Raw genomic sequence first — 23,354 nt, 5'->3', positions numbered from 1 at the left:
ACGCCTCGGGGGGACGTCGGATGGATCAGCGCGGTTGAGCGGCCCGGACATCTCCGGCGACATCGTGGAGCTGCGGGTGCACGGAGTCTCCGGCGCGAACCCCGAAGAGGTGCTGAACCTGCAGCAGACCGCGCAGGTGGCGGGTGACCGCAACGGAGGCTTCTACCGGACGCGCCCTCGGTACCCGGACACCACCAACCCGCATGGGGTGACGCTGGAGGCGTACCGCTGGGGTGACCTGCCCTCCGGGACCGTGACCCGCGCCCTGGGGCTGGTTTTCCTGCTGCCGTTCATGTTGGTCAACGTGGCGATCTGGATGCGCCCCGCGAACCCTGGCTCCGAGGCGCTGGTCAGGTCCCTGTGCCGGTTGCTGGCGCTCACCCTCACCGTGCTCTACGTGCTCGCCATCGCCGGCATCGCTCTGGACCTGGTCGGCTGGAAGTGTCTGGACTCGCCGCGGTGCCTCGCTGGGCGAAGCTGGTTGTCCTGGCTGAGCGGGCGATCGGTTGGGCTGCGACTGGCGGTGCTCGCGCTGGTCCCGGTCATTGCGATCAGCCTGATCTGGCGTGTCAGCAACCGACCGGGGCGGACGTTCGAGGCGTTTCGCGCACCCGAGCAGGTCTCCGGGCACCGGCTCGGCGCGGTCGGCCAGTGGGACGCCGAGCCGCTGGTCGGTCGGCTGCGCTCCCTCCACGTCGCCGCCGCGTTCGCAACGCTGAACCTCACCCTGCTCCTGGCCCGAGCCGCGACCGGCGCCACGGCCGCCACCGTCGCGCTGACCGTGGCCACCGCGGTGGTCCTGGCGGCCTGCGTGGGCTGCCTCTGCACGCCCCCGCTGATCGACCGGGCCGCCGCCGATCGGCGGTTCGACCGGGTCACCACCGCGCTTCGGACCGCCGCCATCGTCCTGACGGTCGTCGTCGTGGCGTACGTGCTGGCGAGTCCGCAGCCATGGGACGGGCGACGCGGACTTCCCGGTTACGACACGACCCTGGCCGGGCTGTTCGTCGCACAGACCACCCTGCTGGCCGCCCTGGGCGTGGTGCTGCTCCGGCGCCGGGACCGGCCGCGGGGTGCCACCCCTCTGTTCGGGCTGGGAGCGCTCGCGATCGCCGCCACCGGCATCAGCGTGGCGGTGGCGTACGCAGCCGAACTGGTCTATCGGGCGGCAGATTTCCTCGATCGCGACGTGCCGACCGGTACGGGCATCGCCGCCGGCCCACCCCGCGCGTACACCTGGGCGATCTACGGCTTCCTTCGCGGGGTCCTGGTCACGCTGATCGTCGCCGGTCTGCTGATCGTGATCTCCCGCCGCAGCAGGCGCCGCGCTGCGGCGGCAATCGTCGCCCACGACTACCCGGACCCGCCGCCGGAGGCGAGCTCCCGACTGCGGCAGGTCCGAGATGCGATAGCCCGGGCTCGGTTCACCGAGAAACTGGTACCGCTGGCCGTGCTCTACGGCTGCCTCGCCGGGCTCGCCACGGCCACCACCACCGTCGGCCTGTTGGGGCAGTTCCCGAGCGACGTCATCGAGCGAAACGTCGGGTTACCGGCGGACGCGGTCACCTTCGCCATCGCGTTCGGCAGTTGGCTGATCGCGGCGATCATCGTCGGCCTGATCCTCGGCAGCATCTTCGCCTACCGGACCCTCCCGTTCCGGCGGCACGTCGGCGTCCTCTGGGACCTCGGCACCTTCTGGCCCCGGGCCGCCCACCCCTTCGCACCCCCTTGCTACGCGGAACGCGCCGTACCGGAGCTGACCCGCCGAATCACGTACCTCGTCGAGAGCGGCCACGCGGTGCTGCTCAACGGGCACAGCCACGGCTCGGTCCTGCTCGCGGCGACCGTGCTCCAGTTGCCCCCGGAGATCGTCAGCCGGGTCGCCCTGCTCACCCACGGGTCACCGCTGCGCCGCCTCTACGCGCGGCTCTTTCCCGCCTACATCGACGAGGCGGCACTACAGGACATCGGCCGCCGGGTCGGCTGGCGCTGGGTGAACCTGTGGCGCGACACCGACCCCATCGGTGGCTGGGTCTTCTCCGCTCACCGGCCACCCCCGGCGGCCACGACCAGCGACCCTGCGCCCGCCGTGGATCGCCGACAGCGCGATCCCGGGGGCGTGGTGACGCCGGCCAGCGACAGCGTCCCCCCACCCATCCACGGGCACTGGCCGGACGAGACGGACGAGTCGTTCATCGAGGCGGTGCGGGAGTTGGCGCAGCGCCTCGGAGGGCGGGCGGATCCACCCGGGCAGGGGCGAGCCACGTAACGGGCTGGGTCACTTGCCGCGGGTCGCCCGCGTACGCCATTCGTCGAGGCGCGTACCGGCGATGCGTGCGCCGTCGCCGGGGACGAGCGAGTGTTCGCCCAGCGTGGTGCCGAAATACCGGGCGTCGGGGTCGGCCACCACCGACCGAGCGTCCTGCTGTGCCGCGAGGATGGTCCGTCCCAGCTCGTCGAGCCGGAACCGCTCCGGGCCACCGACCTCGACCAGGGCGTTCGTGGGCGCGTTGACGGCGACCTCGGCCACCTCGGCCGCGACGTCGTCCGCCGCCATCGGCTGGATGAGCACCGGCGCGAGGTGCACGGTGTCGCCGTCCGTGGCGGCGTCGATGATCCCCTGGACGAACTCGAAGAACTGCGTGGCGTGCACCAGCGAGTACGGGATCCCGGACGCGACGATGAGCTTCTCCTGAGCGACCTTCGCCCGCATGTAGCCGCTGTCCGGGAGCCGGTCGGAGCCCACGACGGAAAGCGCCACGTAGTGGCCCACCCCGGCGTCCGTCGCGGCGGCGAGGAGAGTCCGGGTCGAGGTCTCGAAGAAGTTGAGTACGGCGGCGTCCTCGAACGACGGCGAGTTCGACACGTCGACGACGACGTCGGCGCCGACGAGCGCTTCCGCCACTCCGTCGCCGGTCAGGGTGTTCACGCCGGTCTTCGGCGATGCCGGCACCGCCTCGTGACCCTGGGCGCCGAGGCTCTGCACGAGCTTGGAGCCGATGAGGCCGCTGCCACCGATGACGACGATCTTCATGGTCGAACCACGTCCTGTCTGCGCTGGGTTGAATCGCCTGCCAACCAGTAAGACGGAAACAGTGCGCCGATGCAGGACAATCGCGGGAGAACAGTTCTACGGAGATCACCCCCACCGCTGGAGGTCGACGTGGCCGCGGTATCCCACCCGGTGTTCGCCCGGGTCTACGAGCGGCTCAGCGTCGCCATGGACCGCGCCGGCACGGCCGAGTTCCGACGGGACGTGGCCGCCGGCCTTTCCGGTCGGGTGATCGAGATCGGCGCGGGCAACGGCCGAATGTTCTCCCACTATCCGCTGGGGGTGACCGAGGTCGTCGCGGTGGAGCCGGAACGGCGTCTGCGTGCCGCTGCCCAGCGGGCGGCCTCGATCACGCGGGTGCCGGTCACGGTCGTCGACGGTCTGGCCGAGGCACTGCCCGCAGGGGACGGCGAGTTCGACGCCGCGGTGGTCGCGTTGGTGTTGTGCACCGTTCCGGATCAGGCGAGCGCGCTCGCCGAGGTCAGTCGAGTGTTGCGCCCGGGCGGCCAGTTGCGCTTCTTCGAGCACGTCGCCGCCGAGAAGCACAGCCGGCTGCACCGGGCCCAACGACTGGTCGACGCGACACTGTGGCCGACGCTGTTCGCCGGCTGCCACACCAACCGCGACACCATCGCGGCCATCGAGGCCGCAGGATTCACGATCGAGGAGCTGCACCGGTTCCGTTTCCCGGCCACCAGCAACAGCCCGTCCTCACCCTGTGTCCACGGTCAGGCGATCAGGCCCTGAGCGGCGAACCAGCACCGAGGATGGTCGCTGGGCTGCGGATAGATACGACGGTCACTCTATGGTTGGCCCCTTTTCGCGCGATGCCGGCGCTGCGGACCAGACGCCAGTCAATCACTGTGCGTAATGGGGCGGACATGAATGTGAATGGATATTGAGCAGTAACGCGTTCCCATTATTCCGTTTTATGGGCATACGCGCCCGTGACGTGATGTGGTGGTCAGCGCACTTCGTCTGCCCATTCAGACCGTTTCGCGCAGGGGCGTGGCTCACCAGGCGCCCCCTGCGAAGTAGTACCCACGGAGGGTGTTCCTGTGACAGCAAAACCCGATCATCTACGTCTTCGACGAGGGCTACTGCCCGCACTCGCGGCGTCCGCAGCCGCCGTCATCGCGGCCAGCTTTCTGCTGCTTGACTCGACCCCGGCCAGTGCCGCGGATGCACCGGTAGGCCTGGGGACGGCCGGCGACTTCTCCGTCCTCGCCGGAGCCGAGCCGACCAACACCGGCCCGAGCTTCCTGGCTCAAAGCCTCGGACGATTCCCGGGGAACACCGCTATGGGCTTCGGAACGGCGACCATCGGTGGCGAGGTCCACCTCGGCGACGCCGACGCTCTCCAGGCGCAGAGTGACCTGACCATTGCCTACAACGACGCCGCCGGGCGGACGCCCTTCACCAACCTTCCCGCGGAACTCGGCGGCAACACGCTCAACCCCGGCGTCTACCGGATCGGGGCAGCGCAACTGACCGGGGCGTTGACGCTCAACGGTCAGGGCGACCCCGCCGCCGTCTACATCTTCCAGGTCGATTCATCGCTGACGACCGCGTCGAACAGCAGCGTCGTCCTGACCAACGGCGCTTCGGCCTGCAACGTCTTCTGGAAGATCGGCAGCTCGGCGACGATCGGCACGGGCACCACCTTCGTCGGCACCGTCATGGCCCAGGCGTCGATCACGATGGCCACGAGCGCGACCCTCCAGGGACGCGCGCTGGCGCGAACCGCCGCCGTCACCCTCGACAACAACGTCATCACCGCACCGGTTTGCGCCGGACCGACGGGCCCACCCGGACCGACTGGCCCGCCCGGACCGACCGGCCCACCCGGGCCCACCGGCCAGCCCGGCCCATCGGGTCCGCCCGGCAGCCCCGGCGCACCCGGCAGCCCTGGAGCACCTGGCAGCCCCGGCGCGCCCGGCAGCCCCGGAGCACCCGGCAGCCCCGGAGCACCCGGCAGCCCCGGAGCACCCGGCAGCCCCGGAGCACCTGGCAGCCCCGGAGCACCTGGCAGCCCCGGAGCACCCGGTAGCCCCGGAGCACCCGGTAGCCCCGGAGCACCCGGTAGCCCTGGAGCCCCCGGAGCACCCGGAGCACCTGGCGCACCCGGAGCACCTGGCGCACCCGGCAGCCCCGGAGCACCCGGAGCACCCGGCGCACCCGGCAGCCCCGGAGCACCCGGCAGCCCCGGAGCACCCGGCAGCCCCGGAGCACCCGGAGCACCCGGCAGCCCTGGAGCCCCCGGTGCACCCGGCAGCCCCGGAGCACCTGGCGCACCCGGCAGCCCGGGCGGCAAGGCCCCCATCCTGCCGGTGACCGGTGGCGGTGTGGTCCCGGCCATGACGGGCATCGGAAGCGTGATGGTCGTGCTGGGTGCGTTCGCGTTCTTCCTCGCGCGGCGTCGACGTCAGGAGTCCTGATCGACGGCCCGGCCGGTGATCTGCCGGCCGGGCCGCCCCGGCACCTCTGACCTGCCCTGTCGTCGGCCCACTCCCAGCTGGGAGTGGGCCGACGAGGCATTTGCCAGGTCGAACTGCCACGGACCCCGCGGGAGGACGTCAGTCGCTGAGCCCCAGCTTGCGCATGGCCTCGTCCTCCCGCTCATGCGAGAGGTAGAGCAGAATTTGTGGCCCTTCGTCGCCGACGCGCACGACGTAGGTCTGCGCGAACTGGGCGCTGCCGGCGGTGCCGTGGGGCGGCGCGAAGTCCAACGTCCACCTGGTGGGGACGAGCACGTACCCCGGCGCCAGGTCGAGCACGTCCAGGACGGTGACGTGGGCTCCGGTGAGACCGAACTGCTCGGTCATCGCCGTGTGGCGTTGGTCGAGTGCGGTTCGGTAGTCGGTGTCGTTGGTGATGGCGGCCGCCCCGCCCGGGTCACCCTCGATGTAGGTCTCGGCGTAGCTGGCGGCAACGGCGGCGCTGTCGCCGGCCGCGACGGCCCGCGCGTAGTCGTGCAGGAAGGCGGTGATCTCGTCGCGTACGGGCGTCTCCGCAGATTTCATCGACAGTCCTATCTGGTAACGGGGCGTCTTTCGGAACTGATCACTGAGTTCGCCGAGCGTTGCGTTCTGCTGCTGCGTGCCACCAGCCGGGCGGGGCGGGCCCGGTTACCGTCGCGGTGGGCTGGTCGGGATGCAGGCCGAGGCGGAGAAGTGCGGCGGCGGCGATCCGGATCTCGAGCCAGCCGTGCCAGTGGCCGTCAGGACCGACGCCGCAGGCCAGACCCCAGTGGACCTCGCCCGACTCGAACGGCATCCAGTCGATGCCTCGGTCACGCAGTCAAACGCGGACGGCTGCCAGCGGCTGCGGACAGCCCCGCGTGTTCTCGTAGGCCGCGATGGTGACCCAATCGGCGTTCATGGAGACCATGATGCCTGGCCGAACGTTCTGCGGCACGCGGCTGCGCCCGTCGCTCAGTACGTGAGGGAAAATCGCTTGTCGTGTCCGGCGTGCTCGGCGAGAGTTACGTCCATGACGTACTGACGGACACCTTCCCCTGCTCCGCGCCACCGGTGACGACTCCCGGCGGCCGTGACGCCGTCCGTTCCCACGTTCGCAGCGAGAAGTGAGCATCCTTGTCTGAGCACCACCTCCCTCGGGAGTCCCTGCCCTCGTCCGCCCCGGCCACCGTCACGGTCTTCGCCTCACCCGCGAGCTGGATCGAGTCCGATGCGCTCACGCAGTGCCAGCAGGTAGCCGCCCTCGACGGCATGATCCACGTTGCCGCGATGCCGGACCTGCACCCCGGCAAGGGCGCGCCCATCGGCGCGGCCATGGCGTCGACCGTGCTGTACCCGTTTCTGGTGGGCTCCGACATCGGCTGTGGCATCGCCGTGTTCCCCATCAAGCTCAAGCGTGCCGTGCCGGAGCGGCTCGCCTCCCGGTTTCCCGACCTCGACCGCGCGTTGGACCCGGAGCGGGACGCCGACGATCCGGCCTGGGTCGTCGTTGAGGGTGACGTCCCGGCCGGTCACCTGGAGGGTCTCGGGACAGTCGGACGGGGAAACCACTTCGTCGAGTTGGCGCGCGTCGACACGATCCTCGATGCGGGCCACGCGGCTCGCCTCGGGCTGAACGCCGGCGATCTCGTTCTCATCGTCCACAGCGGTTCGCGTGGTCTGGGTGAGCGGATCCTTCGGGCGCACACCGAGGTCCACGGCGCCGGCGCCGCCCCCGATCCTGCCGCCTACCTGGCGATGCACGACGAAGCCGTGCGGTGGGGTTCGCTCAACCGCCGGGTGCTGGCCGCCCGGGTCGCGTACGCGTTGGGGGCCGAGCCGTCCGAACCGATCGTCGATGAGTGCCACAACCTGGTCGAGGTCCGCGACGGGGTCTACCTGCACCGCAAGGGCGCGGCGTCGGGTGACGGCCGGGACGTTCTCGTCGCCGGTACGCGCGGCACGGCGTCCTACCTGGTGGCCGCCCACGCCGGGCCGGAGGCCAACCACTCGGTGGCGCATGGCGCCGGCCGGAAGATGTCGCGCGCCGACGCCCTCCGGCGGGGCCGCGCCAAGCACACGGTCGAGGAGCTACGCCGGACGCCGGTGGGCTCGCTGGTGGTGTGCGGTGAGCGCCAACTGCTCTTCGAGGAGGCGCCCACGGCGTACAAGCGCATCGAGCAGGTGATCGCCGACCTTGTCGAGCACCGGCTGGCCACGCCGGTGGTCAGCACGATTCCCCTGGTCACCTACAAGACACCCGATCTCGGGTCCACGTCACGCCCGGGCCCGCGAGGCCACCGCGGCGCGCGAGGCCGGTCGTGAGCGCGTTCCTGCTGCTGTCCGCCGGGCGTGGCCCGCAGGAGTGCGCCTGGGCGCTTGCCCGGTTGCTGCACCGCCTGACCGCGGACGGCACTGGTCGAGGCCTGACGATCCAGCAGGTTCAGGCCGTGCCCGGTGACCGGCACGGCACCTACCGATCGGTGCTCATCCAGATCTCCGGTGCCGGCGCCGAGACGTTCGCCGCCTCCTGGACCGGCACGCTGTGCTGGCAGGCTCCCAGCCCGTACCGGGCGAGCGCCGGCCGAAAGAACTGGTACGTCACCGCCCAGCCGCCGCACCGCGACGCCCAGCCGACGACGTTCGTGGAGGCGGACGTCGACATCGTCGCCTGCCGTACCGGTGGTCCGGGTGGTCAGCACCGCAACAAGGCCAGCACCGCGGTACGAGCGACGCACCGGCCGTCGGGCATCGTCGTCGTGGTGGATGAGGAGCGGCAGTTCAGCCTCAACCGCCGCATCGCCCTGCAACTGCTGCGGCAACGCATCGAGCACGGCGACGAGGCGGCACGGCGTGCCGTCACCACCGCTCGGTGGCGCATCCACGACGAGCTCGTACGCGGCGACCCCGTGCGGGTGGAACGTCCGGAGCCGCAGCGACCGGGCCGCCGAGGGTAGCGAGGCGGGTCAGACCTCCAGCACCGCGTCCGCGAATGCCTGGGGCGCCTCCTGGGGCAGGTTGTGCCCGACACCGCCGCCGATGGTCCGGTGCTCGTACTGCCCGGCGAACTGTTTGCCATAGACGCTGGGCTCGAGGTGCGGCGCGCCGTTGGCATCACCTTCCATGGAGATGCTGGGCACCGTGATCTTCGGCTTCGCGGCCAGGCGCTTCTCCACCTCGTCGTACTGCGACTCGCCGGAGGCGAGGGCCAGCCGCCACCGGTAGTTGTGGATCACGATGTCGACGTGGTCGGGGTTGTCGAACGCGGCGGCACTGCGGTCGAAGGTGGCGTCGTCGAACGACCACTTCGGGGACGCGGTCTGCCAGATCAGCCGGGCGAAGTCACGCCGGTTCTTGTCGTACCCGTCCCGGCCCCGTTCGGTGGCGAAGTAGTACTGGTACCACCACGCCAGCTCCGCCTTTGGCGGCAGCGGCACCTTGCCCGAAGCCTGGCCGTCGATCAGGTAGCCGCTAACCGAGACCAATCCACGGCAGCGCTCGGGCCACAGGGCGGCCACGACGTCGGCCGTGCGCGCACCCCAGTCGAACCCGGCCAGCTTCGCAGTATCGATCTTCAGGGCGTCCATGAACGCGATGAGGTCGAGGCCCATGGCCGCCGGTTCGCCGTTGCGCATGGTGTCGTCGGAGAGAAATCGGGTCGTGCCGTAGCCACGGAGGTACGGCACCACGACCCGGTAGCCGGCGGCGGTGAGCGGCGGCACGACGTCGACGAAGCTGTGAATGTCGTACGGCCAGCCGTGCAGGAGGATCGCGGCGGTGCCGTCGGCCGGCCCGGCATCGACGTACCCGATGTTCAGGACCCCGGCGTCGATTTGTTTCACCTCACCGAACGATGCCTTCGCCCCCGCCATTGACCTTCTCCTCGCGCCCCGACCTCTCGGATGTGCTGGCTACGCCCCAATCTAGGGAGCGTCGCGTGGTCGGTCGCGGTTTGCCCGTGATCGGCCCGACGCGATCCCGAGCTGGCTAGGATGCGAACCGTCGGCCACGGCCGCTACCCCGCCCTTCGCGACTCATGGTGTCAAACGACCGTAGGGTGATGGCATGGCTGAGCGACCTCTGACCTTGATGGCGGTGCACGCACACCCCGACGACGAGGCGACGAGCACCGGTGGCGTCCTTGCCCGCTATGCCGCGGAGGGGATCACGACGGTGCTCGTGACCTGCACCGACGGGCGGTGTGGCGACGGCCCCGGTGGAGTCAAGCCGGGCGACCCGGGGCACGACCCGGCCGCTGTGGTGGCCATGCGCCAGGCCGAGTTGGAGGCCAGCTGCGCGGTGTTGAAGGTCAGCCACCTGGAGACCCTTGGTTACGCGGACTCCGGGATGATGGGCTGGCCGACCAACGACCAGCCCGGCGCGTTCTGGACGACGCCGGTGGCGGAGGCGGCGGGCCGCCTCGCGGAGTTGATCCGGCAGTACCAGCCAGACGTGATCGTCACGTACGACGAGAACGGTTTCTACGGCCACCCGGACCATATCCAGGCTCATCGGATCACCATGGCCGCTGTCGAGCAGACGGACGTTCCGGCGAAGGTGTACTGGACCACGGTGCCGCGCACCGCGTTCGAGCAGTTCGGCCGGATCATGAAGGAGCTCGGCGTGGAGTGGGCCGAGCCGGACGCGACGGCGGAGCCGGAGCCGGAGCTCGGCCTCCCCGACGATGAAATCACCACCTGGGTCGACACGAACAGCTACGGCGGGCAGAAGTTCGACGCGCTGGCCACCCATGCGAGTCAGACCGAGAACATCTTCTTCCTGCAACTGGGCCGGGAGCGATTCACCGAGTTGATGGGTGTGGAGACCTTCGTTCGGGTTCGTGACCGTACCGGCGCGCCGACACCCGAGGACGACCTCTTCGCCGGCCTGCGCTGATCGATCCGGATCAGTCTCCGTAGTGGCGCCGAGTGCGGCGCACCCCATTACGTACAGGGCGGTCACGTAGCCGGGCTGCGCCCGATCGGCCGCCTCGAGGTAGCCCCACGTGCGCTGCTCGATCAGCCGATCCGCGGTATCGGGTCGGCCGGGAGGGCGGCAGCACATCAGCAGCCTTCGAAAGTTTCGTGGGCGGTGGGTGAGGGCTTCCGCAGCTCATGTGATGAATTTCCGGAAGTTTTCAGCATTGACTGGCCGACATCGACGGCCTTAACGTTTCGAGCAAGTTTCCGGTTTCCGGCCGGAACTACCGGCGCCGCAGACCAGCAGACCGCCTCGGGCGCCCGAGTCCGCTCCCACCTGTCAGCAGCCGGACCCGCACCTTCTTGATCGACTAGCGTCTATCGATGATGTGAAAGGAAGGCAGATGAAGCTGAGACAGTGGACGACCGTCGGGGTGGTCGCCGTCGCGACCGTCGCGGCGCTGAACACTGTGCCGGCCACCGCGAGCCGGCCGTACGACCCGACGGCGCAGAGCCTCGCCGCCCTCGGCCTGCGCCACGGCCTCCAGGTCGGCACCGCGGTGAGCGCTGATGCCCTCAACGACGCCAGCGACCCGCAGTACCGCACGCTGGCCTCCTCCGAGTTCTCCTCGGTCACCGCCGAGAACGCGATGAAGTGGGAGAGCCTGGAGCCCACCCGCGGCAGCTACAACTGGGCCCCGGCCGACCAACTGGTCGAGTTCGCCAAGCGCAACCGGCAGAGCGTGCGCGGCCACGTACTGGTCTGGCACAACCAACTGCCCGGCTGGCTGACCAGCGGCGTCGCCGACGGGTCCATCAGCAAGCAGGAGCTGCGCGAGCTGCTGCGCAAGCACATCACCACCGTCGTCAATCGCTACAAGGGCAAGATCTGGCAGTGGGACGTGGTCAACGAGGCGGTCAGTGACCCGTGGGACACCCCGTCGACCCTGCACTACAAGGGCTTCTGGGCGCAGAACCTCGGGCCCGGCTACATCGCCGACGCGTTCCGCTGGGCGCGGGCCGCCGACCCGAAGGCACTGCTGTTCTACAACGACTACAACATTGAGGCGTTCGGCTCGGGCAACCCGGCGGACGACAAGACCCAGTTCGTCTACGAGATGACCAAAGGCCTGCGCGCCCAGGGCGTCCCGATCGACGGCATCGGCTCCCAGGGCCACCTGGGCACCCAGTACGGCAACTACGACACCCTCCAGGTGACCGCCGCGCTGAAGAAGTTCAGTGGGCTCGGCGTCGCCACCGCGTTCACCGAGGTCGACGTCCGGAGCCAGATGACAGCGGCCGTCCAGGCCGGCAACTCGGAGGAGATCAACCCCCGGTTGCAGGCGTCGGCCGCCAACTTCAGCGTGCTGATGAAGGCATGCCTCGCCGTACGCAGCTGCCTGTCGTACACGGTCTGGGGATTCAGCGACAACCACTCCTGGGTGCCGGGCTGGTTCGACGACCCGCTCGAGGGCCTGGCCACGATCTACGACGAGAACTACCAGCCCAAGCGGGCGTACCACGAGCTGAAGTCTGACCTGATCTTCGCCGGACCGCCGTACGTCCTGCCGCGGGTCACCCCCAAACCCCGTCGCTGACCTGTGGGCTCGGCTGATCCGGCGGCGCGGATACAGCCGTGAGGCCGTGTGGGGCTTTCCGAAGCCCCACACGGCCTGTCCGCCACCACGGACGTCGAAGAATTGCTCACGTTCGGTCGTTCCGGCCAGCCATACGGACGCCATTGGAGTATTGGTGCCGGTTCTACCGGCTTATCGATGGTGTTGGTGTAACGATAGTGGGCGTGGGAACTGCGAAAACTGCCATGCCTGCGATCTCGCCGCTCACCGGCGATCCAATCAAGCGGGCCGATGCTGAGCGACTTGCGGGGGTGCTGAAGGCATTCGCCGACCCAGCTCGACTGCGACTACTCAGCCTGATCCAGTCCGCGCCGGAAGGTGAGGCGTCCGTAAGTGACCTCACCGGGGCGCTCAATCTCTCCCAGCCGACAGTGAGTCATCACCTTCGAATTCTCACCGAGGCGGGCCTACTCGAACGCGACAAGCGGGGGGTCTGGGCGTACTACCGCCTGGTGCCGGCCGCGATCGCGCAGATCGCTGATCTGTTGACGCCGCCCCGAAAGCGGGCGACGAAGAAGGCCCGCTGACCCTGCGCAGCAGCAGCCAACGCGCCGCGGCTCGTCCGGACGAATGGTGACGGCTCGACGCGCCGGTCGCGGGCGGGGCCTCGATCCCCGCGGGTCCGGTCGGCGTCCGGCGGCTGCGCGTGGTCGTTTGGGACAGCTCACCACAGGGAACCTCTCGAATATCGACGAGGGGTGATCATGAGCCAATACGCACCGCTACCGCCCGCCCGTATGCGAAACCTGCTTGCGCTGGTCCCGCTGGTGGGCGCCATCGCTGTCGCCACTGCCTGCACCGCTACTTCGGACCCGTCCGACTCGGCCTCGCCGACCGCGGCGCCGACGTCCGCGGCGGCAGCGGTGGACCCGACCGCACCACCATCGCCGAGCGCGAGCACCCAGGCGACGATCCCGACGTCGGCGTTCGTCGAGTTGCCGTCCGAGCTGCGGAAGTCTCCTCGACGGACGACGCCGGTCGAGGAGGCCCTGCCGAAGCTGTGTGCCAACGAGTTCGGCACGGGAGGCCGACAGGTGACCGCGAGCGCCGCGATGACCGTCACCTACAAGAAGGCCGGCGACTCCGACGGCAATACGCCGCAGGGGATGATCCACCAAACCATCTTCACCTTCGACGGCGACGGTGCCTCGGCGTACATGGGACGTCTCCGCACCGCGGTCCAAGCATGCCCCTCCTACGACCACTCGGGGAGCCCCGGCACCGTCAAGTCCCAGGCCCTGCCCGGTGTCGGCGACGAGGCGTTGCTGCTGACCCGGACGTGGCTCGAGACGAGCTTGAACGGGGAACGCACCGGCAACAACGCCACCAGTCAGATCGCGGTGGCACGCGTCGACAACGCGGTGACGGTCTTCGATGATCAGGGGTGGGAGGGCACCAGCGGCAATGCCGCCATCCTGGACCGGGTTGTCCGCGACGGGGTGAAGACCCTCGACGCCTGGCAGCGGTAGTCACAACCCCTGCCACCTTGTTCCGGTGCACGGAGGTCGGTCGAACGGCCCGGGCCTCGGTCAGATCAACGACAGCAGGACGCCGGCTGCGCTCAGCCCGGGAGACTGAGTTATCAGTCCGGGTAGGAGGCCAGCATGTCAGACGGTCATGGGGAGAAGACGCCGTGGCTACCACCGCGTTGGTTCATCCGTCTGGCCTGGTCCGTGCATCGAGGTCTGTACCGGGCCGGAGGCGGCCGGATCGGCCTGTGGCGACCGCGTACGAACGGCTGGGGGACGCTGCGGCTGACCACCACCGGCCGCCGCTCCGGTCAGCAGCGCAGCGTCATCCTGGGGTACCTCGAGGATGGTCCGAATCTGTTCTCGCTGGCAATGAACGGGTGGGGTGAGGCTGAGCCCGCGTGGTGGCTCAACCTGCAGGCGCATCCGGATGCTTCCGTCGAAATGGTCGGCGGTCCGCGGTTGGTACGCGGTCGCGCCGCCACCGACGAAGAGCGGGTGCGACTGTGGGCGCGCTGGCGCGAGGTCGACACGAACCTCGACGGCAACGCGGCGCGAAGGCCGTCCGAAACCGCGGTGGTGGTGCTGGAGCCCAGACCGGGCGGTGCCCCAACGGTGCAATGAGTGCCGCCTGGTGCGGCGGGCTCGGGGCACCGAGCGCGACGATCAGGCGTTCCTGGTGGCGAGAGCCGGTGGAGTCAGCGGCTGAACGCGACGTACAGGCCGAGGCCGAAGTTGACCACCAAAATGATCGCGCCGACGACCGCGAACCAGCGCTGCCACGCCGTCCATCGGACCGTCCGCTGGGACTCGGCGATACCCGCCTCCTCCACTCGAGCGGCCGCGATCCTGTCCCGCTCGACGTTGTCCCGTCGGTCCGAGGTCACATCGGCGCTGAACAGAGCAGCGTCGGACCGTAGCTCGTCGGTGAGGGACTGTAGCGCCCGCGTCATCGCGTCGATCGAACCGTTGATCTTCCGCAGATGCTCATCGTGCCCCTGCAGACGCTGCTCGATTCGGCCCGCGTCGAGACCGCGGTTGTAGGCGGCCGCCTTCTCCTCGGTGCTCTCCGGGCCCGTCACGACGGTCTCGCCGGCCGATCCGGGGATCTGGTGCTGGTGAGACGCACGGACCGTACCTCCTACTGACCACCGCACCTGCCGATGGGTCGATGTTCCAGTCGTACCACTCGCAGCCCGAGAAAGCCACTGCTCGGATCCGACAAAACCGCAGGTCAGAGCAGTTCGTCGCAGGCTCGTGCCATGATGCGCCACACCTCAAGGCAAGGAGTTCGGCGGCATGGCCATGGCGATCGTGCGGGACGAGACAGCGACCGGGAAAGCCATCGACCATTGGCCGTTGACCGGGTTGCCAGAGCGCATCTCGGCCCGGGAGTTGGTCCGTCTGCGGGTGCGCGAGGAGGTCGCCCGGTTCAACGCCCACCGACCCGAGCACTTCCGAGGGCTGGTGCAGCCGACCGACACGGAGGCCACGTTGAACGGCTACCGGGTCGCCCGGGGCAGGCGTCTCGACTGGGAGCAGCAGGCAGATTCCGCCTGCGCGGCCTTTGCTCGCAACGGTTTCCTGCTGCTGGTTGGCAACCGCCAGATCGAGGACCTCGACGAGGAGATCGACCTGCTCGCCGACCCGGATGTGGCCTTCGTGCGGCTCGTCCCGTTGGTCGGTGGCTGACATGGGCAATTGGAAGAAGCTCCTCCCCACCCTGAGCGATGAGGACCGACGACAGGTGGAGATCGGTCTCGCCGAGGCTGATGCTCGGATCAGGGCCGTTCTCCACAGCGCGAACACCTACCACTGGCGACACTCGATAACCAACGTGCCGGTCTGGGGCGCGGTCGAGTCGTGGCCGGTCGAAGAGCGCCGCAGCGCTGCGCTGGCCATGCACCTGGAGTCCTCGACAAGTTGGACTCCGACCGCGCTGAACGATGTGGTGCGGAGTCTGGCTGACGGAGACCTGCCCTGGACGCGGGCAGACCTCGTGTGGTGCTTGGAGGTTGCCGCGTGGGACGAGTCCTACGACAACGGCGCGTACCTGGAGCTGCCGGCCGCGATCGCCGCGCGCCTGGCTCCCGCTGAGCTGGCCGACCTGGTGCCGGTCCTCGACGCCCTCATCAACGAGCTGGTCAGCGACTACTTCGTCGAGGCGGAGCCGCGACGACGCGCTGTCAGGCTGATCGGCGACGCCCTCGATCGCGCCACCGGCCGTCGCGTGCCGTCGTGGCTGCTCCACGATGGAGACGGGTTCGGGCCGCTCGTCCGCGCCGAGATGAGTGCCGTCCTCGCCGCACCGGGCGTGCCGGAGGTGTTGGCGCACTGCGCGGCTCTGGAGAAGCCGGCAGCGCCGGCGAAATGGCAGCGGCGCCTCGACGAGTTGCTCGCCACCACGCCGGGCGGTGCCCAGGTCGTGCGGTCGGCCCTCGAAGCATTCGCCGCCTACGGGCGGCCCCTGCATGACGACTCGGACCGCCTCGTCCGAGGCCTGGTCTGGGCGCTGTCACGACAGCCTGACGAGCCGGCGACCGACTTGTTGGCGCGGGTCACCGCCGCCGCGGTGGCGGCACCACGGCAGTCGTCCGGCTCTCCCCATGCCCAGCGGACGGCTGTCGCGGCCGTGCAACTGCTCGCGAGTCGGGAAGGCGAGGTGCCGGTACGCACACTGGCGAGGTTGGCCGTGACGGTCAGGAACAAGGCGCTGCAGAACCGGATCCAGACCGCGCTGACCCGCATCGGCGCGTTGCGGGGGTGGTCGCTCAGCGAGGTGATGGAACTCGCCATCGACGACCACGGGCTCGGCCTCGACGGGCGACTGTGCAGACCGGTCGGGCCGTACGAGGCGACGGTCGACGTCCTGGGCGAGAAGGCACACCTGACCTTCGCTCGTGACGGTGTTCCGCTCAAGGGCATCCCGGCTCAGGTCAAACAGGCGTACGGCGAGGACCTGAAGCAGTTACGTGACCTCGTCAAACGTGTTGGCGTGACCCTGGCCGCCGAGCGCCAGCGGGTGGAAGGTCTGCTGTCCGAGGAGCGCACCTGGTCGTACCCGGAATGGTCGTCCCGATTGCTCGCACACCCGATCACCGGGGCCTACGGGCGGCGGCTGTTGTGGGAGACCAGCACCGACGGGCAGACGTGGACGGCGGGCCTGCCCCGACGGGACGGCGACGGGTGGATGATCGCCGGCCTGGACGGCCAGGTGATCTCCGGCGACCGGGTCCGGCTGTGGCATCCCGCCCGGTCGTCGACTAGCGAGGTGCTCGCCTGGCGTGAGCACGTGGTTGCCGCTGGTCTGGCGCAGCCGTTCAAGCAGGCCTTCCGCGAGGTCTACCTGGTTACGCCCGCCGAGGAGGGGACGCACGTCTACTCCAACCGGTTCGCCGCGCACATCCTGCGCTACCGGCAGGCGAACGCCCTCATGCGCGCCCGGGGCTGGCAGGCCGGATACCTCGGCACCTGGGACGGCGGTTACGACAGCGAAGCCACCAAGCTCTTCGGCGGCGGCGCGTGGCGCGCGTCGTTCCATCACCAACTGGTCGACAACCCGGATCCGCACAGCTACGACGTCGAATACTGCTCCACCGACCAGGTGCGTTTCGCCCGCCGCGACGGGGCGACCTGGCAAGAGGCTTCGGTCGTCGACGTGCCGCCACTGGTCTTCACCGAGGCCATGCGTGACGTGGACCTGTTCGTCGGCGTCACGTCGATCGCCACTGACCCGCAGTGGGCCGACCGCGGCGAGGACCGGCTGCATACCTACTGGCACAGCACCGTGACCGCCGCACTGACCCCGTCGGCGGAGGTACGTCGTGACGCGCTGGCTCGGCTGCTACCGCGTACGAACATCGCCGATCGGGTGGACCTCTTCGACCGGTACCTGCACGTCCGCGGGAACGTCCGCACCTATCGGATCCACCTCGGGTCCGGCAACGTCATGATGGAGCCCGACGATTCCTACCTGTGCATCGTCCCTGCGCGCGACCGCACCGGCCGGCTTCACCTGCCGTTCGACGACGACCCCATGCTGTCGACGATTCTGTCCAAGGCGATGATGCTCGCTGCCGACGACACGATCACCGACACCACGGTGCTCCGACAGCTCAGCCGATGACTGACGGGCGCCTGGAGATCATTTCTCGCGCAGGGCGTCGAGGTGCACTCTGAGCGCCGCTGCGATCTCGCCCGCCACGAGGACCTGATCCGGCGTCAGGGCGTCGACGAAGAGTTCGCGAATGGCGCGCAGGTGCGGAAACGTGGCTCCCCGGAACGCCTCGGCTCCGGCCGCTGTGAGCAGCACCTCCGCCCCCCGGGGCACAGTCGCGCACTCCTGCCGACGGATGAGGCCACGCCGCTCCATCCGCCCCAGGTGGTGGGAGAGCCGACTTCGCTCCCATCCGATGTGCGACGCGAGTGCGGAGGAACGCATCGCCTGACCCTCCGCCTCGCTCAGAGCGAGCAGGACGGCGTAGTCCCCCGTCGAGAGCGAGGAGTCGCTCTGTAGGCGGGACTCGAGCCGGGAGCCCAACGCCGCCGTCGTCTCGATGAAGTCCCGCCAGATCCGCAGCTCCTCCGCGGTCGGGAGTTGGCGTCCTCCCCGCCGGCCGGGTGTGGCGTCCGTCATCTCACTCTCCTGGAATTGACGTGTCAATCGCCAAGTTAGCATCATTGACACGTCAACCGGTAGGTCCGCTCCCGCGGGGTCACCGGCCGGAGCACCGAGGAGGACAGGATGACAGCCGCAGGTTTCGAACTGGGGCTCAACTCGTTCGGGGAGGTGGCCACCGACGGCGACCGGGTCCTGAGCGACGCCGAGACCGTACGGCTCCTCGTGGACGAGGCACGACTCGCCGAGTCGGTCGGGCTCGACGTGTTCAGCCTCGGTGAGCACTACCGAGAGGGCCACAACGACTCGGCCACACCCGTGTTGCTCGCGGCGGCGGCGACCGCGACCGAGCGGATCCGCCTCGGCACCTCGGTCACGGTGCTCAGCACGAACGATCCGGTACGCCTCTTCCACGAGTTCGCCACCCTCGACGCCGTGTCCAACGGTCGCGCCCAGATGGTTCTCGGACGCGCATCGGCGACCGAGTCGTTCCCGCTGTTCGGCTACGACCTGGCCGACTACGAGCGGTTGTTCGAGGAGAAGCTGGACCTCTTCCTGCGGCTTCAGCGGGACGAACCCGTCACCTGGTCCGGCACCGTACGAAGCCCCCTGATTGGGCAGCGCCTCCATCCGCGGATGCGGCCCGGCGGCATTCCGACGTGGATCGGCGTCGGAGGGAGCCCGAACTCGGTCATCCGCGCCGCCCGGCACGGACTTCCGCTGATGCTCGCGATCATCGGTGGGCGTCCCCAGCGCTTCGCCGGCCACGTCGACCTCTACACCAAGGCGCTCGAACAATTCGGGCATACCCTGCAGCCAATCGGGCAGCACTCACTCGGCCTTGTCGCAGACACCGACGAGGAGGCGGTGGAGACGTGGTGGCGATACTGGCAGCCGGTCGTGGCGGCGCTCGCCGAGGAACGCGGCTTCTACAAACCGGACCGCGCGCGCTACGAGGCTGAAATCGACCACGGCGCGCTCTTCGTCGGATCACCCGAGACGGTGGCGCAGAAGATCGCCACGGTCGCCCGTGACCTGCGGCTGAGCCGCTTCGACCTGAAGTACGACATCATGCACCTGCCCCGCGAGGCACGCGCACGCACCATCCAACTGCTCGGCAGTGAGGTCGCGCCGCGGGTCCGGGAGCTGCTGGCGAAGGAGCCCACCAATGTCTGACCTCTTGTTCGGCCTCGACACGTTCGGCGACGTACCGGAGGACGACGCCGGCAAGCTCGTGTCCCACGCTGCGGCGATCCGACAGGTCGTCGACGAGGCGGTGCTCGCCGACGAACTCGGCGTCGACGTCATCGCCCTAGGCGAGCACCATCGGCCGGAGTACTCGGTGTCGACACCGGAGACGGTGCTCGCGGGGATCGCCACCCGTACGAAGCGGATCCGGTTGGCGTCCGGGGTGACCGTGCTGAGTTCGGACGATCCGGTCCGGGTGTTCCAGCGGTTCGCCACGGTCGACGCGCTGTCGCACGGCCGGGCCGAGGTCATCCTCGGTCGCGGATCGTTCACCGAGTCCTTTCCCCTCTTCGGCTACGACCTGCGCGACTACGACACGCTGTTCGAAGAGAAGATCGAGCTGTTCGTCAAGCTCCTCGACGAGAAGCCGGTCACCTGGAGCGGCACCCTGCGCGCCCCGCTGGAGAACGCCGACGTCTTCCCGAAGACCGAGTCGGGCCACCTGAGCACCTGGGTCGGTGTGGGCGGCTCACCGCAGTCGGTCGTGCGCACCGCCCAGTACGGGCTTCCGCTCATGCTCGCCATCATCGGCGGCGCCCCCGAGCGCTTCGCGCCCTACATCGACCTGTACCGCCGGGCGGCCGATCAGCTCGGTACGACCGCACACCCGGTCGGTATGCACTCGCCAGGCTTCATCGCCGACACCGACGAGGAGGCGAAGGAGATCTACTGGCCGCACTACCGCGTCATGCGAAACCGGATCGGCGCGCTGCGGGGTTGGCCACCGATCCGCCGCCAGGAGTTCGACTCCGAGGTGGAGGGAGGATCCCTCTACATCGGCTCGCCGGAGACCGTGGCCCGCCGGATGGCGCGCGCGATCCGCAGCCTGGGCGTCGGGCGGTTCGACCTCATCTACTCGGCTGGCGCGCAGCCGGTGAGCGCCCGGATGCGGGCCGTGGAACTGTACGGCTCCAGGGTGATCCCCATGGTCCGCGACATCCTGGCCAGCTGACCGGCGCTCACGGACGCACGAAGTCTCACCGACGCACGACGTACCGAAAGGACGACATGAACGACAACGACCGGAGCCGGCCCCAGACCCTCGGTATCCTCGGGGCCGGCAAGGTGGGTACGGTGCTCGCCCGGCTCGCCGTCGCCGCCGGCTACCGGGTGCTGGTCGCCGGCTCCGGCGACCCGGCGAAGATCGCCCTCACCGTCGAGGTGCTCGCGCCCGGGGCGGCAGCCACCACGGCGGTTGACGCGGTGGCCGGTGCGGACATCGTCATCCTCGCCCTTCCGCTGGGCAAGTACCGCAGCGTTCCCGCTGACGCACTGCACGGCAAGCTTGTCGTCGATGCCATGAACTACTGGTGGGAGATCGACGGCATTCGCGACGACCTCACCAACCCGCGTACCTCGTCGAGCGAGACCGTCCAGGCGTTCCTGTCCGGGTCCCGTGTCGTCAAGGCGTTCAACCACATGGGCTACCACGATCTTGAGGACGAGGCCCGCCCAGCGGGAACACCTGGCCGCAAGGCCATCGCGATCGCCGCCGACAGCGCCACTGATCTCACCACGGTCGCGGGTCTCGTGGACGCACTGGGCTTCGATCCGGTCGTCGCCGGTCCCCTCGCCGAGGGCGTACGGCTCGAGCCGGGCAGCGAGTTGTTCGGCGCCGACGTGAGCGCCGACGAGGTGCGTGCCATGATCGACCGCTTCCCCGAGTCGGAGCGTGGACGGACCATCGCCGCTGCCCGAGCCTCGACGTCGAACGAGGCGGCTTAGGTCGGGAGACGCCGCCGTCCCGAGACGGACCGATCAGGAATCGAGAAGCCCGCGGGCGTCGTCCCGGCCTAGCCTTTTCCCAGGTCGCCGGCATCACGCCGCACCTGGACGACGAGAGGGAGCCCGAGAATGTCCGCGAAGACCACCACGACCACGTCCGACGGTTTCAGCCCGGAGGAGCGGGCCGCGATGAAGGAGCGCGCCTCCGAGCTGCGCGCCGAGGGCAAGAAGGGTGCCAAGAAGGCCGACGGACTGCAAGCGATCCTCGACCGGATCGCGCAGATGGAGCCGGAGGATCGTGCGCTCGCGGAGCGCGTCCACGTGGCGGTGACCGCCGCCGCCCCGGATCTCTCGCCGAAGACCTGGTACGGCATGCCCGCCTACGCGAACGCGGACGGCAAGATCGTCGTGTTCTTCCAGGACTCCGGCAAGTTCAACTACCGGTACTCGACGCTGGGCTTCCAGGACACGGCCAACCTCGACGACGGAGACCTCTGGCCGGTGGCGTACGCGCTGCAGAAGTGGAGCCCGGCGGTGGAGAAGAAGGTCATCGAGCTGGTGAAGGCCGCGGTGTCCTGACCTGACTGTCGCCAGCGGTTGGGCCCGAGCAGCACCGCAAGGTCCGCAGGCCGGCCGGCGGCGTCACATTTATCAATATGTGAAGATGCCGGGCCGATAGACGTAGCTGGGTGGATTCCCGTCGGAGGGGCCAGCCATGATCCCGTTCGGGTGACGACGTGTTGCCCAGACTGGGAGCGCTCATGCTGCACAGATCGTCTTTCGCACAGATCCGCGCCGCACTGCCGCGCCGGATCGCCGGCACGACCGCCGCGGTGACCCTGGTTGCCGCCGCCGCAGTCGGCGTGGCCGGGCCGGCCTCCGCCGCGGCCGGCGTGGCCGGGCCAGGCTCGGCCGCAGTCAGCCTGGCCGATCCGACGCTCTCCACGTCGGCCATCTCGCTGACCGCACCTGCCTCCGCGACCGCGCTCGACCCGATCAGCATCACCGGCCGGCTCACCCTGGCCGACGGCGCCGATCCAGGGGTGCAACAGCTACTGGTCAACCGCGTCGTCCCGGACGGGACCTGGACCACGCTCTCCACCACCACCACAGCCGACGGCACCTTCACCCTCACGGACACTCCCCCGCTGAGTGGCCACCTCCGCTACGACGCCTACTGGTATGGGACCGAGAACTATGAGGGCAGCACTGCCTCGGTGACCGTTCCGGTCGCGGGGCGCGCCGCGTCGCTCACCCTCGACGGCCCGACAAGCGGCAGGGACGGCAGGCAACTGTCGCTCGCCGGCACGCTGGGCCTCGACGATGAGGCGCCCGCGCAGTCAGAGACCCTGGCGGTGACCCGGACCATCTGGAACAACCGCCTCGACGGCGCCATCGAGCAGCTGGCAAACGTCACCACCGACAGCCGTGGCGCCTTCACCGTCCTCGACACCCCTGTTCAGGGCGGCCGGTACGTCTACACCGTCAGCTGGCACGGCAATGAGGTGTACGCGGCCCCGTCCGCCAGCCACGAGATCAGCGTGTCGTCCCCGGACTCGCACATCGCCGGGCAGGTGGCGGACCCGGCGTACATCGGAATGACGTTCCAGGTCACCGGCGCCGTGACCTACGACGTCGGCGCATGCCAGGGGCCGACCGTGGTCCAGGTGAGCCGGCGGATCAACGGCGGCGCGGCGAAGCGATTGCCGGACGTGACCACCGACGCCTCCTGTGGCTTCGGCTTCGACGACACCGTGAGCAGGACCGGGCAGGTCGCCTACACCGTGACCTGGGGAGGCAACTCCACCCACCGCAGAGCCACCGGCACGATCACCGGCACCGTGCAGAAGCAGCCGTCCGTCATCGACGCCACCTCGCCCGACCGCACCCTCCTCAACGGGCAGCAGGCGGTCGTCGAGGGCAAGGTCACGGATGTCAACGCCGAGTCGATCGGCGCGCGGCTGCGACTGACCGTGCAGCGGATCGGCCCGGACGGCTCCTCGGTCACCCTTCCTCAGGTGACCACCGCCACGGACGGCACCTTCTCCTACCGCGACTCGCCGCCGACGATGGATGCCAGCACCTACCCGCAATTCCAGTACGAGTTCTCCTGGGCCGGCAACGCCACGTACCAGGCGGGCACCACGAGCGTCTTCTTCTACATCGTGCCGCCCGACTGCGACTGCTGATGCGTTCGTGACCGCCGCCCGCCCGACCGAGCGGGCGG

Annotated in this window: 23 protein-coding genes and 1 pseudogene; 17 read left to right on the top strand and 7 right to left on the bottom strand. The window is 69.4% G+C overall.

Annotated features, from left to right (window positions below; translation table 11 throughout):
* Positions 1–34 precede the first annotated feature (34 nt).
* Positions 35–2,269, top strand: a complete 2,235-nt coding sequence (locus HNR20_RS23335; protein ID WP_184183557.1) for a hypothetical protein — start codon at positions 35–37, stop codon at positions 2,267–2,269.
* 9 nt (positions 2,270–2,278) lie between these two features.
* Here HNR20_RS23335 and HNR20_RS23330 read toward each other — a convergent pair whose 3' ends face one another.
* Positions 2,279–3,034 (bottom strand): SDR family oxidoreductase, encoded by a 756-nt coding sequence (locus tag HNR20_RS23330; RefSeq protein WP_184183554.1) that lies wholly within the window; start codon positions 3,032–3,034, stop codon positions 2,279–2,281.
* 129 nt (positions 3,035–3,163) lie between these two features.
* Between HNR20_RS23330 and HNR20_RS23325 the strand changes: the two genes are divergently transcribed.
* Positions 3,164–3,799 (top strand): class I SAM-dependent methyltransferase, encoded by a 636-nt coding sequence (locus HNR20_RS23325; protein WP_229687365.1) that lies wholly within the window; start codon positions 3,164–3,166, stop codon positions 3,797–3,799.
* 311 nt (positions 3,800–4,110) lie between these two features.
* Positions 4,111–4,770: pseudogene (locus tag HNR20_RS32765) on the top strand (ice-binding family protein); the annotation flags it as partial.
* A gap of 55 nt (positions 4,771–4,825) precedes the next feature.
* Here the strand turns inward: HNR20_RS32765 and HNR20_RS32760 are convergent.
* From HNR20_RS32760 to HNR20_RS23305, 3 genes are all read right to left on the bottom strand, one after another.
* Positions 4,826–5,347 carry a hypothetical protein gene (locus HNR20_RS32760; protein WP_229687390.1) on the bottom strand — a complete coding sequence of 174 codons (522 nt, stop codon included), beginning with the start codon at positions 5,345–5,347 and terminating at the stop codon, positions 4,826–4,828.
* A gap of 281 nt (positions 5,348–5,628) precedes the next feature.
* Positions 5,629–6,075: a hypothetical protein gene (locus HNR20_RS23310; RefSeq protein ID WP_184183548.1), complete on the bottom strand. Its 447-nt coding sequence runs from the start codon at positions 6,073–6,075 to the stop codon at positions 5,629–5,631.
* Between the two features lie 40 nt (positions 6,076–6,115).
* Positions 6,116–6,328, bottom strand: a complete 213-nt coding sequence (locus HNR20_RS23305; protein WP_184183545.1) for a hypothetical protein — start codon at positions 6,326–6,328, stop codon at positions 6,116–6,118.
* 320 nt (positions 6,329–6,648) lie between these two features.
* On the opposite strand from HNR20_RS23305, the gene HNR20_RS23300 reads away from it, so the two are divergent.
* Together HNR20_RS23300 and prfH are read left to right on the top strand one after the other, a co-directional pair.
* On the top strand, positions 6,649–7,836 hold the full coding sequence (locus HNR20_RS23300; protein WP_184183542.1) for an RNA ligase RtcB family protein: 1,188 nt from the start codon (positions 6,649–6,651) through the stop codon (positions 7,834–7,836).
* Positions 7,833–8,468, top strand: coding sequence for a peptide chain release factor H (gene prfH, locus HNR20_RS23295; protein WP_184183539.1), 636 nt, complete (start codon positions 7,833–7,835; stop codon positions 8,466–8,468). Before HNR20_RS23300 ends, prfH begins: the two co-directional genes overlap by 4 nt.
* Before the next feature lie 9 nt (positions 8,469–8,477).
* Here prfH and HNR20_RS23290 read toward each other — a convergent pair whose 3' ends face one another.
* Positions 8,478–9,353: an alpha/beta fold hydrolase gene (locus HNR20_RS23290; protein WP_229687366.1), complete on the bottom strand. Its 876-nt coding sequence runs from the start codon at positions 9,351–9,353 to the stop codon at positions 8,478–8,480.
* Positions 9,354–9,576: 223 nt separating this feature from the next.
* Here HNR20_RS23290 and HNR20_RS23285 point away from each other — a divergent pair, with 223 nt between their 5' ends.
* The 5 genes from HNR20_RS23285 (at position 9,577) to HNR20_RS23265 (ending at position 14,160) form a co-directional block, all read left to right on the top strand.
* On the top strand, positions 9,577–10,407 hold the full coding sequence (locus HNR20_RS23285; protein ID WP_184183533.1) for a PIG-L family deacetylase: 831 nt from the start codon (positions 9,577–9,579) through the stop codon (positions 10,405–10,407).
* Positions 10,408–10,834: 427 nt separating this feature from the next.
* A complete protein-coding gene (locus HNR20_RS23280) occupies positions 10,835–12,028 on the top strand; it encodes an endo-1,4-beta-xylanase (RefSeq protein WP_184183530.1) in 1,194 nt (397 codons plus the stop codon).
* 224 nt (positions 12,029–12,252) lie between these two features.
* Entirely contained in the window at positions 12,253–12,594 is a 342-nt protein-coding gene (locus tag HNR20_RS23275) for an ArsR/SmtB family transcription factor (protein WP_184183527.1), read from the top strand.
* A 177-nt stretch (positions 12,595–12,771) separates the two neighbouring features.
* The gene (locus HNR20_RS23270; RefSeq protein ID WP_184183524.1) at positions 12,772–13,536 is read left to right on the top strand and encodes a hypothetical protein; all 765 of its coding nucleotides are present in this window, start codon (positions 12,772–12,774) and stop codon (positions 13,534–13,536) included.
* 135 nt (positions 13,537–13,671) lie between these two features.
* Positions 13,672–14,160 (top strand): nitroreductase/quinone reductase family protein, encoded by a 489-nt coding sequence (locus tag HNR20_RS23265; protein WP_184183521.1) that lies wholly within the window; start codon positions 13,672–13,674, stop codon positions 14,158–14,160.
* Between the two features lie 74 nt (positions 14,161–14,234).
* Here the strand turns inward: HNR20_RS23265 and HNR20_RS23260 are convergent, their stop codons facing one another.
* The gene (locus tag HNR20_RS23260) at positions 14,235–14,618 is read right to left on the bottom strand and encodes a hypothetical protein (RefSeq protein WP_184183508.1); all 384 of its coding nucleotides are present in this window, start codon (positions 14,616–14,618) and stop codon (positions 14,235–14,237) included.
* Between the two features lie 217 nt (positions 14,619–14,835).
* Here HNR20_RS23260 and HNR20_RS23255 point away from each other — a divergent pair, with 217 nt between their 5' ends.
* Together HNR20_RS23255 and HNR20_RS23250 are read left to right on the top strand one after the other, a co-directional pair.
* A complete protein-coding gene (locus tag HNR20_RS23255; RefSeq protein WP_184183505.1) occupies positions 14,836–15,228 on the top strand; it encodes a hypothetical protein in 393 nt (130 codons plus the stop codon).
* 1 nt (position 15,229) lies between these two features.
* Positions 15,230–17,662, top strand: coding sequence for a DUF4132 domain-containing protein (locus HNR20_RS23250; protein WP_184183502.1), 2,433 nt, complete (start codon positions 15,230–15,232; stop codon positions 17,660–17,662).
* 18 nt (positions 17,663–17,680) lie between these two features.
* Here HNR20_RS23250 and HNR20_RS23245 read toward each other — a convergent pair whose 3' ends face one another.
* Positions 17,681–18,172 (bottom strand): MarR family winged helix-turn-helix transcriptional regulator, encoded by a 492-nt coding sequence (locus HNR20_RS23245; protein WP_184183499.1) that lies wholly within the window; start codon positions 18,170–18,172, stop codon positions 17,681–17,683.
* 108 nt (positions 18,173–18,280) lie between these two features.
* Here HNR20_RS23245 and HNR20_RS23240 point away from each other — a divergent pair, with 108 nt between their 5' ends.
* The 5 genes from HNR20_RS23240 to HNR20_RS23220 all read left to right on the top strand — a co-directional run bounded on the left by HNR20_RS23240 (position 18,281) and on the right by HNR20_RS23220 (position 23,316).
* Entirely contained in the window at positions 18,281–19,330 is a 1,050-nt protein-coding gene (locus HNR20_RS23240; protein WP_184183496.1) for an LLM class flavin-dependent oxidoreductase, read from the top strand.
* Positions 19,323–20,354: an LLM class flavin-dependent oxidoreductase gene (locus HNR20_RS23235; protein ID WP_184183493.1), complete on the top strand. Its 1,032-nt coding sequence runs from the start codon at positions 19,323–19,325 to the stop codon at positions 20,352–20,354. The genes HNR20_RS23240 and HNR20_RS23235 overlap by 8 nt, the downstream gene beginning before the upstream one ends.
* On the top strand, positions 20,351–21,127 hold the full coding sequence (locus tag HNR20_RS23230; RefSeq protein WP_260322351.1) for an NADPH-dependent F420 reductase: 777 nt from the start codon (positions 20,351–20,353) through the stop codon (positions 21,125–21,127). Before HNR20_RS23235 ends, HNR20_RS23230 begins: the two co-directional genes overlap by 4 nt.
* Positions 21,128–21,256: 129 nt before the next feature.
* Positions 21,257–21,706 (top strand): iron chaperone, encoded by a 450-nt coding sequence (locus HNR20_RS23225; protein ID WP_184183487.1) that lies wholly within the window; start codon positions 21,257–21,259, stop codon positions 21,704–21,706.
* 182 nt (positions 21,707–21,888) lie between these two features.
* Positions 21,889–23,316 (top strand): hypothetical protein, encoded by a 1,428-nt coding sequence (locus HNR20_RS23220; RefSeq protein ID WP_184183484.1) that lies wholly within the window; start codon positions 21,889–21,891, stop codon positions 23,314–23,316.
* The last annotated feature ends 38 nt before the right edge of the window (positions 23,317–23,354 follow it).

The organism is Micromonospora parathelypteridis, from assembly GCF_014201145.1.
Lineage (GTDB): Bacteria > Actinomycetota > Actinomycetes > Mycobacteriales > Micromonosporaceae > Micromonospora > Micromonospora parathelypteridis.
Note: the sequence above shows the minus strand (reverse complement) of the source record. Positions and strands in the feature narration are given on the sequence as shown.